Raw genomic sequence first — 14,884 nt, forward strand, 5'->3', positions numbered from 1 at the left:
GCGCCGGAGGGCACTTCCGGTGGGCCGGAAGTCCGGGGTGCGGCGGTGGGGGAGAGCGGGGGAGGGCGGAGCCTCAGGCGCCCGGCGGCAGCGCGGCGAGCAGCGCGGTGAACGCCGCCTCGGGCGCCCCGTCCGGGAAGGCGGCGCGCTCCCAGGCCATGCGGACCCGGGCGTCCGCGCCGTGCGCGAGCGCGACGGTCAGCGGGGCCTGGAGCGGCCGCCCGTCGACGTGGGTCTCGACGCCGGTCACCCCGCCGAGGCGCAGCGCGGGCCGCAGGTCACGGTCCTCGAAGGTGAGCAGGCCGTCGAAGCGGCCGGGCCACGGCAGATCCGCGCCGCGGGCCGCGCGCACGATCTCGTCGAAGGGCGTGTCGGCGTGTTCGAGGTCGGCGCACCACAGCTCGAAGACGGCGTCCCCCTCCACGCCGGAGCGGTGGTCGGTGGCGGGCGGGGCCAGGAACGGGACGGTGTTGAGGAACGCGCCGACCACGTCCTCGGCGCCGGGCGGGCGGCCGCCCCAGGCGTAGCCGAGCAGGGGTGCGGGGCCTTGCGGGCCGCGCCCGTACAGGACCCGCGAGGCGCGGTCGCAGGCGGCGAGCAGGGCGGGGAAGCGCAGGGCCGAGTCGGGGCCCCGGCCGTGGTCGCCCCCGCCCGAGCGCTCGGGCAGCCGGGCGGACAGGACGTCGCTGCCCCCGTCACCCGGACCGGGCGGGACGGGCGAACCGCTCCGGCCGCCCGCCGCGGCGAGGCCGGACAACCGTCGCGCCCAATGGGCCAGTGCGGCGGGCCCGGAGGCCGCCTCCTCCACCGCCAACTGGGCGTGCACGGCCCCGCGGTAGGCGCGCAGCGCCTCCCGCGCCCGGGCGGCGGGCAGGTCGTCCGGTCCGAGGCCGTGGGTGTAGCCCTCGGAGAGGTCGGCGATGATCCGGCCGATGGACCGCTCGTCACAGACCGCGTGGTCCATGACGAGGGCCAGTACCTCCTGGTCCTCCTCGCCCTCCGCCCCGTCGGCGGGGGCCGACAGCAGCCGCAGCGGCGGCCCCTCGCCCCACCCGGCGAGCGCCGCCCGCAGCAGGTCACCAGCGCGGCAGCCACCGCCCCCGGCGCCCCCACCCTTGCCGTGGCCACCGGGTGCGCGGTCCGGTCCGCCGAGCTGGACGACGTACGCCCCCGGCTCCTGCGGGCCGACCGGCAGCAGGACGGGTACGCCGCCCAGGACCGCGGGCCGGGTCCGCAGCGCGGGATGGACCGCGGCGACGTACCCGGCGGCCGCGTCGAGGCGCCGCAGGTCGAGGGAGCCGCGGGGGAAGCGGAAGAAGAGCGGGACGAGGTCGGCCCGGCCGTGCGGGGAGAGGTGGCGGGCGAGCAGGAAGCGGCGCTGGGCGCCGGTCACGGGGAGGGGACGGTCGGCGTCGGCGGCGGCGCCGGACGCACGGGATCGGTAGCGGTCGAGGTACTGGGTGGTGATGGTCCACACCTGTGAACGGGCCGTGAACATGCGACCGACCATTCGCCCGTGCCATGGAATGGTCAAGACGGACCAGGCGATTCCGGACAGGTTTTCGGTGATCGGCGGCCCGTTCGAGCATGTCCGGTTCCGGTCGGTCGGAAGGGGGCGACCGAAGCCCCGGTGGGCTCTGGTGGCCAAACAGGCCCAAAGACCCGACCTTTGGCGTAATGGCAACTATGCGGTGATTGGCCGGTATTCATTGCTCTGGCCCGTTTTTGGGGCGCTCTGGAGCGGAGTCCGCAAGTCCGTACGTTACGGTAACTTCGCTTTCTGTCACCAGTAAGCACCCCCCACCCCACCCTTTCCGCGCGGCCGTCGCGGCAGCCGACGCTGCCCCCGCGACGTCCGCGCACGCACGTCCAGCACTGGAGACACACGTGAGTACGACCGAGTGCGGCAGCCGGTTGGAGGCCCTCGGGGCCCACATACCGGCGGGCACGCTGACCACCCGGGACCTGATCGGACGGACCGAGAGCCTCCACGGCGTGGACGTCCAGCGGATCACCGGAGTCGTGGAACGCCGGGTCGCGGACCCCGCTCCCGAGGCGGGCGAGGACTCCTTCGGGATGGCCCTGTCGGCCGCCCGCGACGCCCTGGCCGTCTCCCGCTACGAGGCCGCCGACCTGGACGTCGTCATATCGGCGTCCATCACCCGCTACAAGGACGGCGGCCGCTTCGCCTTCGAACCGTCCTTCGCCGGCTCGCTCGCCCGGGAGCTGGGGGCGCGGACCGCGATCCACTTCGACGTCTCCAACGCCTGTGCGGGCATGATGACCGGCGTCTACGTGCTCGACCGGATGATCCGGTCCGGAGCCGTCCGCACCGGCCTGGTGGTCAGCGGCGAGCAGGCGACCCGCGTCGCCGAGACCGCCGCCCGCGAGCTGAGCGACTCCTACGACCCGCAGTTCGCCTCGCTCTCCGTCGGCGACTCGGGAGCCGCCGTGATCCTGGACCGGGCCACCGACGAGGCCGACCGGATCCACTACGTCGAGATGCTCACCTGCTCCGAGTACTCGCACCTGTGCATGGGCATGCCCAGCGACCGGACCGAGGGCATCGCCCTCTACACGGACAACAAGAAGATGCACGACAAGGACCGCCTCGCCCTGTGGCCCCGGTTCCACCAGGACCTGTTGGCCAAGGCGGGCCGGGACTTCGCGGCGGAGGACTTCGACTACGTCGTCCAACACCAGGTCGGCACCCGCTTCATCGACTACGTCAACGCCACCGGGGAGCGGGAGTTCGGCGTCCCGATGCCCACCTCCCTCGCGGTCGTGGAGCGGTTCGGCAACACCGCGACCACCTCCCACTTCCTCACCCTGCGCGAACACCTGCGGGCGGGCACCGCCCGCACCGGTTCCACCTTCCTGCTGGTCCCCGCCGCCTCTGGCGTGGTGACCGGCGCCCTGTCCGCCACGATCACGAACATGGGGGTCTGAGCCATGGGCATGGTCATCACCACCGCGGCCACCGCACACCCCTCCGTCGAGGGCCCGGCCGGGAGCACTGCCGGAGCCACCACCGTCGTCCTCGCGGGGCGCGCCGCACGCGACTGCCTCAGCCGCGCGGGGCTCTCCGCCTCCTCCGTCGGCGTCCTCGTCAACGTCGGCGTCTACCGGGAGTCGAACACCTTCGAGCCGGCCCTCGCCGCCATGGTCCAGAAGGAAGCGGGCATCAGCCTGGACTACCTCGCCGACCCCGCCCCGGCCTTCTCCTTCGACCTGATGAACGGTGCCTGCGGGGTGCTGGGCGCCGTACAGGTCGGCCAGGCGCTCCTCGACACCGGCAGCACCGAACGCCTCCTGATCACCGCGGCCGACGTGCACCCCGGCGGCGACGCGCGCCGCGACCCCGCCTACCCCTACGCCGACCTGGCGGGCGCCTGGCTGCTGGAGCGCGGCGCCGACCCCGACAGCGGCTTCGGTCCCGTACGCCACTACGCGCCCGACGGCCCGGTCGGCAGCGAGGGCTACCTCGACACCACCCGGATGGGCAGCGGCGGACGTTCCCTGATCACCGTCCGGCGCGAGCCCGGCCACGGCGCCCGCCGCAGCGCCCTCGCCGCCACCGCGGTCGCCGACTACGCGCGGGAGTTCGGCCTCGACCTCTCCCGCACCCTCGTCATCGGACCGCCCGAGCCGGAGCGGGAGCCGGAGGTCGAGCCGGAGCCCGAGCCGCACACCGCCGCCCCCGTGCTCGGCTACCTGCGCGCGCTGGAGGCCGGACGGCCCCGGGACTGCGACCGGTTGCTCTTCGTCAGCGTCGGCGCGGGCCCCGTCGTGGTCTGCGCGAGCTACACCCCCGAGGGCTGGTGAAGCGCGTGCACGCGGACCTGAGCACGAGCACGGGCCTCGGCGTCGGCGTCGGCATCGCGGGCGCCGAGGGCCTCGCCGACCACCTCGCCCGCAACGCCGCGGCCTTCCCCGACCGGGCCGCCGTCATCCACCCCGAGCCGGGCGCCCGCGACGGCGACGGCCGCCCCCGCTACCGGACCGTCTCCTACGGGCAGTTACAGCGCTCGGTGGAGGACCTCGCCCACGGCCTGGCCCGGGCCGGGATCACCCGCGGGACCAAGACGGTCCTGATGGCACCGCCCGGCCCCGACCTCTTCGCCCTCGCCTTCGCGCTCTTCCGCCTCGGCGCCGTCCCCGTCGTCGTCGACCCCGGCATGGGCCTGCGCCGGATGCTCCACTGCTACCGGGCCGTCGGCGCCGAAGCGTTCATCGGACCGCCGCTCGCCCACCTCGTGCGCGTGCTCGGCCGCCGCACCTTCGCCGCCGTACGGATCCCCGTCACGCTGGGCCGCGGCCTGCTCGGCGTCCGCACGGGCGCCTTCGGCGCGCACGCCCTCGCCCGGCTGCGCACCCTGACCGGACCGCGCACCGCCCCCGCCCCCGTCGGCGGCGACGACCTGCTGATGATCGGGTTCACCACCGGCAGCACCGGGCCCGCCAAGGGGGTCGAGTACACCCACCGCATGGCCCTCTCGATCGCCCGCCAGATCGAGGCCGCCCACGACCGGAGCCGCGACGACACCTCGCTCGTCACCCTCCCCTTCTACGGGCTGCTCGACCTCGTCTACGGCTCCACCCTCGTCCTCGCCCCGCTGGCCCCGGCCAAGGTCGCCCAGGCGGACCCCGAGTTGCTCGTGGACGCGCTGGAACGCTTCGCCGTCACCACGGTCTTCGCCTCGCCCGCCCTGCTGCGCAACCTCGCGGACCACCTCACCGCCCACGAGGGCGAGCACCCCCTGCCCGACCTGCGCTGCGTCGTCTCCGGCGGCGCGCCCGTGCCCGACGCGGTGGTCGCCCGGCTGCGCGCGGTCCTGGACGAGAAGGCCCGTATCCACGTCACCTACGGGGCCACCGAGGTGCTGCCGATCACCTCGATCGAGTCCGAGGAGGTCCTGGGCGAGCGGGCGGCCCGGACCGCCGAGGGCGCCGGCACCTGCGTCGGCCGGCCCGTCCCCGGCACCCGGGTGCGCATAGCCCCCGTCACCGACGGCCCGTTGCCCCGGCTGCCGCCCGGCACACCCCCGCTGCCGGTGGGGCGCGTCGGCGAGATACTCGTCGCGGGCGAGTCCGTCAGCCCGCGCTACCACGGCGACCCCCGCGCCGACGCGCTGCACAAGACGTACGAGGACCCGGCCGACGGCGTCGGAGCACCCGTCGTCTGGCACCGCACCGGGGACCTCGGCCACCTCGACGCCGACGGCCACCTCTGGTTCTGCGGGCGCAAGGCGCAACGGGTCCGCACCGACGGCCAGGACCTGCACACCGTGCGCTGCGAGGGGATCTTCAACGCCCACCCGCTGGTGCGCCGCAGCGCGCTGGTCGGAGTGGACGCGGGCTCGGGGACCGGGGCCCGCCGTCCCGTCGTCTGCGTGGAGACCGCGCAGCCGCTCGACCCGGCCGCCTGGCAGGACCTGACCGCCGAACTGCGCGCCCTGGCCGCCGCCCACGCCCCGACCGAACCGGTCGAGGAATTCCTGCGCCACCCGGCCTTCCCCGTGGACATCCGGCACAACGCCAAGATCGGCCGCGAGGAGCTCGCCCGCTGGGCCGAGCGGCAGTTGGCGCCGCCCCCGCCGCTGTGGTCCCGCGCCCGCGCCGCGCGGCTCGTCCCGCTCGCCGGTTGGGCGTACCTGCTCGGCGGCGCCGTCTGGGCCGCCACCGCGGGCGCCCCCGACGTGCCCCTGCTGCGCTGGCTGTGGTGGACCGACGCCGCGCTCAGCACCGTCGGGCACGCCGTCCAGATCCCGCTGGCCCTGCCCCGCGGCCGGGCCGCCGGCTACGGCCCCGCGGCCACCGCCGGGCTCACGATGCTCTACGGCGCCACCTGGTGGCGGTCCCTGTGAGGATCCTGATCACCGGAGCCACCGGCTTCCTCGGCGGCCACCTCGCCGACGCCTGCCTGCGCGAGGGGCACACCGTACGGGCCCTGGTGCGGCCCGGCGCCGACACCGAACGGCTGCGCTCCCTGCCCGGACTCGAACTCGCCGTCGGCGACCTCGGCGACCCGCGATCGCTGCGCGCGGCCGCCGGGGGCCAGGACGTCGTCCTGCACAGCGCCGCGCGGGTCGTCGACCACGGCACGCACGCGCAGTTCCACGAGGCGAACGTCGCCGGGACCCGGCGGCTGCTCACGGCGGCGCGGGCCGCGGGCGCCCACCGGTTCGTCTTCGTCTCCAGCCCCAGCGCGCTGATGCGCGTCCGCGAGGGCGACCGGCTCGGCCTCGACGAGAGCGCGCCCTACCCCACCCGGTTCCTGCACCCCTACAGCGCGACCAAGGCCCGCGCCGAACAGGACGTACTCGCCGCCCACACCCCGGAGTTCACCACCTGCGCCCTGCGCCCGCGCGGCATCTGGGGCACCCGGGACCGCGCGGGCTTCCTGCCGACCCTGATCGGCGCGATGCACGCGGGGCGGCTGCCCGACCTCTCGGGCGGCAAGCGCGTCATGGTCTCCCTGTGCCACAGCGACAACGCGGTCGACGCCTGCCTGCGGGCCGCGACGGCTCCCGCCGAACGCGTCGGCGGCAAGGCGTACTTCGTCGCGGACCGCGAGGTGACCGACCTGTGGGCCTTCCTGACCCGGGTCGGCGCCGAGCTCGGCTGCGCGCCGCCGACGCCGCGCGTCCCGCTCGTGGCGGGGCGCGCCCTGGCCGCCACCGTCGAAACCCTGTGGCGACTGCGCCCCGGCCCGGGCCGCACCTCCCCGCCGCTGAGCCGCTACGCCCTGGCCCTCCTCACCCGGTCCACCACCTACGACACCTCCGCCGCCCGCCGCGACCTCGGCTACGCGGCCCCCCGCAGCCAGCCCGAAGGGCTGAGCGAACTCCTGCCCTGGGTGCAGGCCTTGGGCGGCCCCCGCTCCTGGACCCGCCCCACCCCCCGGCAGCCCCGACGAGGAGACACCTCCTGATGACCGACCCGACAACGGGCCCGTACTGGCGGCCCGTTTCCGCCACCGAGCGGCTGTACCTCGCCGCGGGGGATCCGCGGGGGGACATGGCCCTGCGGATCGTCGTCGAGGGGGAGGGCCTGCCCGACCCCGATGACCTGCGGGCCGCCCTGACCCGGGCCGCCGGGTCCTGCCCGGGGTCGGGCCTGGTCGCCGCCGACGGGCTGTGGCGGGCCGAGGGGCCGCCGCCGCGCCTGCGGTACGCGGCGCCCGCGGACCCGTACGACGGCGTCCTCGACGCCGCGGTGCTCACCGGGCACACGGACCCGACCGACCCGCCCGGCTGCGAGGTCCTCGTCGTCCCCGGCCTGGACGCGGCCCGCTGCACCCTCGTCTTCAGCGCCTCGCACGCGCTGATGGACGGTCACGGCGCCCTGCTCTGGGTACGGGAGGTCTTCCGCGGCCTGCGCGGCGACGCCGCCCGCCCGGCGGCGGACCCCGAGACCGACCAGGGCCTGCTGCGCCGCCTCGGCTGCCGGGACCGGCGCCCGACCCAGGCACCGGACCGCCCCTCGCCGCTGGGCCGCGGCGACCGGGGCGAGCGGGGCCCCCGGCGCACCCTCTGGCTGCGCCGGACCCTGGCCGGACACCACCCCGCCCTCACGGCCCGCCTCGCGCAAGCCCTCGCCGACACCACCGGGCGTTCCGCGCGGGTCATGGTCCCGGCCGATCTGCGCCGCTACGACCCCGACCTGGCCGCCACCGGCAACCTCACCCTGCCCCTCTTCCTGGACCTGCGCCCGGGTACCGAGTGGACCGTCGCGCACACCGAGCTGCTGACGGCCCTCGCCGAGGGGCGGGAGTGCGCCACCGGTTTCGAGGGCGCGGCGGCGCGGCTCCCGCAGGCCGTCACCGCCGTGTTGCTGCGGGCCGCCCAGGCCGTCGCGACGCGCACCGACCGGCACTTGGCCACCGCCGTCGTCTCCCACCTCGGCCGCCTGGACCTGCACGACTACCGGGGCGGCGGCTTCACCGCCACCGCCGTCCACGCCCTGCCCGTCCACGCGCCGCTGGTGCCCGTCTCCCTGGTCGCCGCCGAGACCGGTACGGGGTCGGCGGGCACGGCCCGCACCGAGGTGACGATGGGCGTGCGCGGCGGCCCCGGTCTCGCCGAGCGCGCGGCCCGCCTCCTCGACGACACCCTGGCCCGGCTGACCGGCCCGGCCGCGACCCCCGCCGCCTTCGCCCGACCCGCCGCCCCGGAGGTCGTCCTCCCGCGGACCGTCTCCCCGCGCGCGGCCGCCGAACCGCGGACCGTCGACCCGGCCCCCGGCTCCGGGCCCACCGTCGTGGACCTCTTCCGGGCGCGGGCCGCCCGTACGCCCCACGCCCCTGCTCTCGACGGGCCCGAGGGCCCGATCAGCTACGCCGCGCTCGACCGGCGCTCCGACGCCGTCGCCGCCGCGCTGCACGCCCGCGGCATCGGCCGGGAGGACCGGGTCGCCCTGGTCGTCGATCGTTCCCCGGCCGGGGTCGCCGCCCTGTGGGGGATCCTCAAGGCGGGCGCCGCCTACCTGCCCCTTGACCCGGCCCACCCCGACGCGCGGATCGAGGAGGTCCTGCGGGACACCGGCGCACGGCTGTGCCTGACCCAACGTCACTTCCTGGACCGGCTCGACCGGTTCACCCCCTGCCCCGCCCTCGCCGCCGAGGACGTGCCCGACCTGCCCGACGGCACACCGCCGCCCGGACCCGGCCCCGCCGCCGGGGACCTCGCCTACGTCATGCACACCTCCGGCTCCACCGGCCGGCCCAAGGGCGTACAGATCGAGCACGCCGGCCTCGTCGGCTTCGTCCGCTGGATGACGGACCTCTGCCGGGTCACCGACACCACCCGCTTCGGCTTCGTCTCCTCCTACGCCTTCGACATCTCCTGCTTCCCGCTGTTCCTGCCCCTCCTCGCGGGCGGTACGGCCGTCCTCGCACCCGGCGCCCCCTCGCGCGCCGTGCTGCGCCGCCTGGTCACCGAACACCGGGCCGACACCCTCGCCCTGACCCCGTCCCACCTGCCGCTGCTCACGGCGGGGCCGGGCGTACGCACCCTGCTGCTCGGCGGCGAGACGCTCACCCCGGCCGCCGCGCGCGCGGCACGGGCCGCCTTCGGCCCGGACTGCCGGATCATCAACGGCTACGGGCCCACCGAGGCCACCGTCGGCTGCCTCGCCCACGTCGTGGGCGACGACGACCTCGCCGAGGGCGCCACGGACGTCCCGCTCGGCACGCCGGGCCCGTACGCCCGCGTCGACCTCGTCGCGGCGGACGGCACCCGCGTGGGCACCGGGCCCGGCGCCGCGGGCCGGACCGGCGAGATCGTGGTCAGCGGCCTCCAGGTCGCCCGCGGTTACCTCGGCACCGCGCCCGACGACCCCGGATCCCCCTTCACCACGGACCCCGACGGCACCCGCGGCTACCGCACCGGTGACCTCGGGCGGCGGCTCCCGGACGGCTCCATCGCCTTCGCCGGACGCGTGGACGGACAGCTCAAGATCGCCGGTCACCGGGTCGAACCCGCCGAGACCGTCGCCGCGTTGGAGTCCCACCCGGCCGTGCGGCGGGCCGTCGTCACCGCCCGCCGCCGGACGCCCGCCGCCGCACCCGTGCTGTGTGCGTACGTCGTCCCCCGCGCCCCCGGCCCGGACGCCCCCGCCCTCCCCGCTCTCCCGGACCTCGCGGCGCTCCTGCGCGCCGACGCGGCCCGCCGCCTGCCCGCACACCTGGTCCCGACGCACCTCGTCCTGGTGGAGGAGATCCCGAGCACGGTCACCGGCAAGGCCGACCTCGACGCCCTCCCCGACCCCTTCACCGGCCACCCGACGGCCCCCGAGCCGGACGATCTCCGGACCCGGGTCGCGGGGCATTGGGCCGCGGTGCTCGGGACGGACGCCGGAGCCGCGTTGGCGCCCGGTGCGGACTTCCAGGACCTCGGCGGCGATTCGCTCTCCCTGATCGAGATGCTCACGGCGGTCTCGTCCGACCTGCTGACCCGGGCCCAGGCCGACCGCTTCATGGGCGCACTGGAGTCGCTGGTCCGCGAAGTGACCCTCGATCAGGTCTGCGCCCACATCGAGACCGCCAGGGAAGAGGTGCCCGCATGATCTTCATCGGAGACGGCGCCCTGCTGCGCCGGGCCGTACGGCACGCCGCCGACCGGGGCCATCCCGTCGACCTCGTGTGCTGTACGGACCCCTGCGACGCGGCCGGGGCCCCGCACCTGGACGCGCCCGACGTCAACGCCTGCGCCGCCACCCTCGCGGCCGCCTGCACCGACGGGATCGTCTGGTCGCTCAACAACCGGCGGATCCTGCGCGCCCCGCTGCTCTCCCGGGGCCTGCGCATCCTCAACGTCCACAACGGCCTGCTGCCCCAGCACCGCGGACTGCCCTCCGTGGCCCTGCTGTTCGCGCTGCTGCACGGCGACCCGGAGTACGGCGCCACGCTCCACGAGGTCGACGCCGGCATCGACACCGGCCCGGTACTGGCCGAGCACCGCTTCCCGATCGCCCCCGACGCCCGCTACCACCAGGTCATGCTCCGCGGGATCCGGGCCTGCCAGCAACTCTTCGAGGAGCAGCTCCCGTACGTGGTGGCGGGCGCCGCCGCCCCGGCCGTTTCCCCCCGCGGGCCGCGGGCGCCGTCCGCCTACTACGGCGTCCGCGCCCTGGACCGGCTCGCGGACCACCGGGACCACCCGGCCTACGCCCGCGCCACGGACCTCGGCCCCTTCGCGGCCCACGCACCCGAGGTGGCCCGGGCCCTGGTCGCGCCCCCGGAGCCGGAGGGGTGAAGATACGACACAAATGATACGAATAGGCATAGTTGGTGACATTTCTTGTCCTTCTCCCTAGTCTCTCGTCCGGCACCGAGCGAATGGACTTGAGCATGAGACGACGCCTTTCGGCGGTCACCGCGGCCTGTGTGGCAGCGGCGATCGCACTGAGCGGTGGTACGGCGGCCACCGCGGCCACCGCCACCGCGCGCACCAACCCGGACGGCGGGGGGGCCTGTGCGCCCCGGGCGTACCGATCGGCCCGGCGGGCGAGAAGTTCTACGACCCGCCGTCGCCGCTGCCCGAGGGCGAGCACGGCGACCTGATCTGGGCCCGCCGCGTCAACGCCCCCGACGGCGCGCGGGCCTGCCGGATCCTCTACCACTCGACCCTCCAGAACGGCACCCGCGTCGCCGTCTCGGGCATCGTGGCCTGGCCCGACGCCCCTGCCCCGCGCGGTGGGCGCAACGTGGCGGCCTGGGCCCACGGGACCGTGGGCGGACCGCGCATGTGCGCGCCCTCCGCGGTGCCGAACCCGGCCACCGACCTGGTGGACTACTTCACCTACGACAGCCCCTGGGGCATCGACGTCGGCGTGCCCGCGCTGACGCAGTTCCTGGACTCCGGTGACGTCGTGGTCGGCACCGACTACCAGGGCCTGGGCACCCCCGGCGTGCACCAGTACACCGTCGCCGTCACGGAGACGAACAACGTCCTGGACTCGGTGCGGGCGGCCCGCCAGATCGCCACCACCCACGCGAACCACAAGGCGGCCGTCCTCGGCTGGTCGCAGGGCGGCGGCGCGGCCACCTTCATCGCGCAGAACTACAAGGCGTACACGCCCGAGACCGACGTGGTCGGCATCGCGGCCCTCGCGCCCGCCGCCAACCTCGGCCCGGACTTCCGCGGCCTGGTCCTGCCCGGCCCGACCGACGCCACCTCCGCCGCGCACAACGCGGCGCTGCGCATCAACGTCTACCGGGGCTTCCTCGCGGCCTACCCCGAGCTGAAGGCCACGGACGTGCTGAAGCCGGCCGGGCTCGAGGCGCTGCGCGGCGACGGGGTGGCGTGCATCGAGCACTTCTCCGACGTCATCCAGAACAACGTGGGCAACGTCGGCAAGCTCGACACCCTGTTCCAGCCGCTGTCGGCGGTGCCGGAGGTCTGGCACCAGCGCTTCCGCGAGAACACGGCGGGCCTGGTCGCCTCGGTGGCGCCGGTCCTGGTCATGCAGGGCACGGCGGACACCGTGATCAACCCGAACTCCACCGACGAGTACGTGAAGCGGGCCTGTGGGTTCCACCGGCCGGTCGAGTACACGAAGTACCAGGGCGCGACGCACCAGACGATCCCGGACGTCGCCGAGTCGGAGTACCTGGGCTGGATCGCGGACCGCTTCGCGGGCCGTCCCGCCCCGTCCAACTGCGCCTGACCGATACGCCGTACCCCGAGGGCTCCCGGCCGGTGCACCCCACTGCCCGGGAGCCCTCGCACGCGCCCCGCACGGACGGAGCCACCGGGCGGCGGACAGCACCGTCCAAGGCCCCTACTGTTAACAGCAAGTGCATTTTTCCCACTTGTATAGTGACTGACATGCAATTGGACTTGAACCTGCTCACGGCCCTGGACGCGCTGCTGGAAGAGGGCAGCGTGGCCGGAGCCGCAGACCGGCTCCACGTCACCGCGCCGGCGATGAGCCGATCCCTGGGCCGTATCCGCAAAGCCACCGGTGACCAGATCCTGGTGCGCACCGGACGCAACATGACGCCCACCCCTCGCGCACTGGCCATGCGCACGGAGGTCCATGTGCTGGTACAGCAGGCTCACCAGTTGCTGTCCTCCCGTACGGACCTCGACCTGGCGGGGCTGGAGCGGGTGTTCACCGTTCGCTTGCACGACGCCCTCACCACCGCTTGCGGGACCGCCCTCGTCGCCGCGGTGCACCGCCAAGCCCCGAAGGTGAAGATGCGTCTCACGGTCGAGCCGGGCCACGACAGCCCTGAGCTGCGTCGCGGCGAGGTCGATGTGGCCTCCAGTGCCGGACCGCCGCCTCAGCCCGACATCCGTCACCGCCTCATAGGCCGGGACAGGATCATCCTCGCTCTCCGAGCGGGGCATCCGCTGACCGAAGGGCCGGTGACCGTCGAGAGGTACGCGGCCGCTGATCACGTGACCGTTTCCCGGCGTGGAGAACTGCGCGACCGGGTCGACGAAGTCGTCGCCGCCCTCGGCCACGAGCGCCGTGTCATCGTCTCCGCCCCCGCGACGGACACCGCACTGCAACTCGCCCGTGACACCGACGTCGTGGTCACCCTCCCCGAAGCGGTCACCCGCTCCGCCCGCGACCAACTGGGCCTGACCATGCTGCCGTTGCCGTTCGAGCTGCCGCCCGTACCTCTCTATCTGCTCTGGCACCAGCGTTACGACGACGACGCCGCCCACACCTGGCTGCTCAACCTGGCGACCCAGACCCTCCAGGACCTGTTCGCCACTCCGGACGCTTCTGACCAGTAGCGTTCCGTCAGGGCGTTGGCGTTCATGGCACAACTACCCTGATGCGGGAGGACGTTCGGCCCTGCTCAAGATCATCGGGAATTCTTATGCTCAACTCATGGAAACGATCAAGAACTTCCGGTTAGCCTCCACCGTTCCCGCCGCCCTCTGCCTGGCCCTGGCCACCGCGGTCGCCGTCGTTCCGGCGACCGCCCAGGCCGCCCCGAGCGCCGCCGCCACCTCGCTCTCGCCGGCCGGCCACCGCTTCGAGGCGGTCGCCGCGCAGCCCGTGGTCTTCGAGGCCGGGCCGATCACCGTGACCTGCGCGCGCTCCTCCTCGCTCCCGGGCGAGGACGCCGTCCACAACACGGTCCCGGCCGGGGCCGCGCACACCGACCCGGCCGGCCCGGTGGCCCTGCGCATCACCCCGCCGGTCTTCCAGGACTGCACCACCGACGCACCGGGCCTGCGCGTCGCGGTCGAGACCAACGAGGACCACGGCCCCTGGCAGGTACTGCTCCAGCACGGCGCTCCGGCCACCGCCCGGCTGTCGATCCCCGCGGGCGGCTTCGTCCTGCGGACCAGCGGGCTGCTCTCCTGCTCGGCCACCGCGGCGCCCGGCGGCCCCGCGACCGCCCGGGCCGGCTGGCGGCCCGGGGCGGCAGCGGAGCCCGCGGTCGTCCTGGACAAAGCGGCGATCCCGGTGAAGCTGGAGGGCTCCTTCTTCTGCCCGACGTCCATCACCTCGGCCGCCATCTCGGCCGAGTACACCATCCGCGACACCACGGACCCGGCGCAGCACATCACGGTGGGCCCCGCCCGAGGGTGAGGGCCGCGGCCAGGTCGGGTCAGGGGGTGAACGGGGGGCGCCGCTGGGGCGCCACCACCCAGGTGGCGCCGCGCAGGATGTGCAGCAGGCCCTGCGAGACGAGTTCGCCGACCGCGCGGTTCACGGTGTACACGCTCACCCCGTAATCGGCGGCGAGCCGCACGCGCGGCGGGAGGCGGCGGCTGAGCCGGCCGGAGAGGATCCCGCGCCGGAGGTCCGCGGCGACCCGGTGCCACAGCGGGCCTTCGCCGTGCACCAGGACCATCGCGTGCGTGCTCACGATCCGGCGGCGCCCGACGCCCTGCCGGGTGTGCAGGGCCCGGCGGGCGAACTGCGCGGTCGTGACGGAGACCCCGTAGAGCCGTGCGATCTCCCCGACGCTCGGTGCGGGGCCGCGCGATTGCTGGAGGGCGTCCGCGACGCGCTGGTAGCGAGGTCCGGCTCCCGCCCGGCGCCGGGCGGGAGCGGTGGGGCCGTTCATCGTCCGGCCCCGGTGGCGCGGTTCCGCGGGCCGGCGGGCTCGTCGCACACTATTCGTCCTCCCGGAGATCTGGCGAGTTGCTCGAATTTCCTTACAGGGTGGTGCCAGATTCACGATGAGGGGAAGGGCCGTAGGTCCTGGATGTGTGATCTCGACGCCGAATGGTGAGGTTGCATTTCAGCGCCGCATCACCTTTCGGACTCTCGTGGGCTTTCTGTCGGTATGGGCGTTTCTAGCCTTTGGTTGACCGGCCCGAACCCGAGTCGACAGTCCTGTGGCCAAGGGGCCGACCGGCCGGTCGGCCGTACGGACCTGCGGCACGGGAAAGGCGGAAAGTCGGGG

General features: G+C 74.9%; 11 protein-coding genes. 9 read left to right on the plus strand and 2 right to left on the minus strand.

The genetic code is table 11. The features are described 5' to 3' along the window. Positions 1-73: 73 nt before the first annotated feature. Positions 74-1,498 (minus strand): non-ribosomal peptide synthetase, encoded by a 1,425-nt coding sequence (locus ACIBEA_RS21245; RefSeq protein WP_399263087.1) that lies wholly within the window; start codon positions 1,496-1,498, stop codon positions 74-76. A 389-nt stretch (positions 1,499-1,887) separates the two neighbouring features. On the opposite strand from ACIBEA_RS21245, the gene ACIBEA_RS21250 reads away from it, so the two are divergent. The 9 genes from ACIBEA_RS21250 to ACIBEA_RS21290 all read left to right on the plus strand — a co-directional run bounded on the left by ACIBEA_RS21250 (position 1,888) and on the right by ACIBEA_RS21290 (position 14,061). Then, positions 1,888-2,949 carry a 3-oxoacyl-ACP synthase III family protein gene (locus tag ACIBEA_RS21250; protein ID WP_399263089.1) on the plus strand — a complete coding sequence of 354 codons (1,062 nt, stop codon included), beginning with the start codon at positions 1,888-1,890 and terminating at the stop codon, positions 2,947-2,949. 3 nt (positions 2,950-2,952) lie between these two features. Continuing rightward, positions 2,953-3,825 (plus strand): hypothetical protein, encoded by an 873-nt coding sequence (locus ACIBEA_RS21255; protein WP_399263090.1) that lies wholly within the window; start codon positions 2,953-2,955, stop codon positions 3,823-3,825. 5 nt (positions 3,826-3,830) lie between these two features. Further along, positions 3,831-5,867, plus strand: a complete 2,037-nt coding sequence (locus ACIBEA_RS21260) for a fatty acid CoA ligase family protein (RefSeq protein ID WP_399263092.1) — start codon at positions 3,831-3,833, stop codon at positions 5,865-5,867. Then, the gene (locus tag ACIBEA_RS21265; RefSeq protein ID WP_399263094.1) at positions 5,864-6,934 is read left to right on the plus strand and encodes an NAD-dependent epimerase/dehydratase family protein; all 1,071 of its coding nucleotides are present in this window, start codon (positions 5,864-5,866) and stop codon (positions 6,932-6,934) included. Before ACIBEA_RS21260 ends, ACIBEA_RS21265 begins: the two co-directional genes overlap by 4 nt. Beyond that, a complete protein-coding gene (locus ACIBEA_RS21270) occupies positions 6,934-10,068 on the plus strand; it encodes a non-ribosomal peptide synthetase (RefSeq protein ID WP_399263096.1) in 3,135 nt (1,044 codons plus the stop codon). The genes ACIBEA_RS21265 and ACIBEA_RS21270 overlap by 1 nt, the downstream gene beginning before the upstream one ends. Continuing rightward, on the plus strand, positions 10,065-10,757 hold the full coding sequence (locus tag ACIBEA_RS21275; protein WP_399263098.1) for a formyltransferase family protein: 693 nt from the start codon (positions 10,065-10,067) through the stop codon (positions 10,755-10,757). Before ACIBEA_RS21270 ends, ACIBEA_RS21275 begins: the two co-directional genes overlap by 4 nt. 490 nt (positions 10,758-11,247) lie before the next feature. Then, the gene (locus tag ACIBEA_RS21280; RefSeq protein ID WP_399263100.1) at positions 11,248-12,171 is read left to right on the plus strand and encodes a lipase family protein; all 924 of its coding nucleotides are present in this window, start codon (positions 11,248-11,250) and stop codon (positions 12,169-12,171) included. 161 nt (positions 12,172-12,332) lie between these two features. Beyond that, positions 12,333-13,253: a LysR family transcriptional regulator gene (locus ACIBEA_RS21285; RefSeq protein ID WP_399263102.1), complete on the plus strand. Its 921-nt coding sequence runs from the start codon at positions 12,333-12,335 to the stop codon at positions 13,251-13,253. A gap of 97 nt (positions 13,254-13,350) precedes the next feature. Then, on the plus strand, positions 13,351-14,061 hold the full coding sequence (locus ACIBEA_RS21290) for a hypothetical protein (protein WP_399263104.1): 711 nt from the start codon (positions 13,351-13,353) through the stop codon (positions 14,059-14,061). Between the two features lie 19 nt (positions 14,062-14,080). On the opposite strand, the gene ACIBEA_RS21295 is transcribed toward ACIBEA_RS21290, so the two are convergent. After that, positions 14,081-14,542, minus strand: a complete 462-nt coding sequence (locus ACIBEA_RS21295) for a GntR family transcriptional regulator (RefSeq protein ID WP_399263106.1) — start codon at positions 14,540-14,542, stop codon at positions 14,081-14,083. Positions 14,543-14,884 lie beyond the last annotated feature (342 nt).

This window comes from Streptomyces sp. NPDC051555 (assembly GCF_044454405.1).
In the GTDB taxonomy this organism is placed as follows: Bacteria; Actinomycetota; Actinomycetes; order Streptomycetales; family Streptomycetaceae; genus Streptomyces.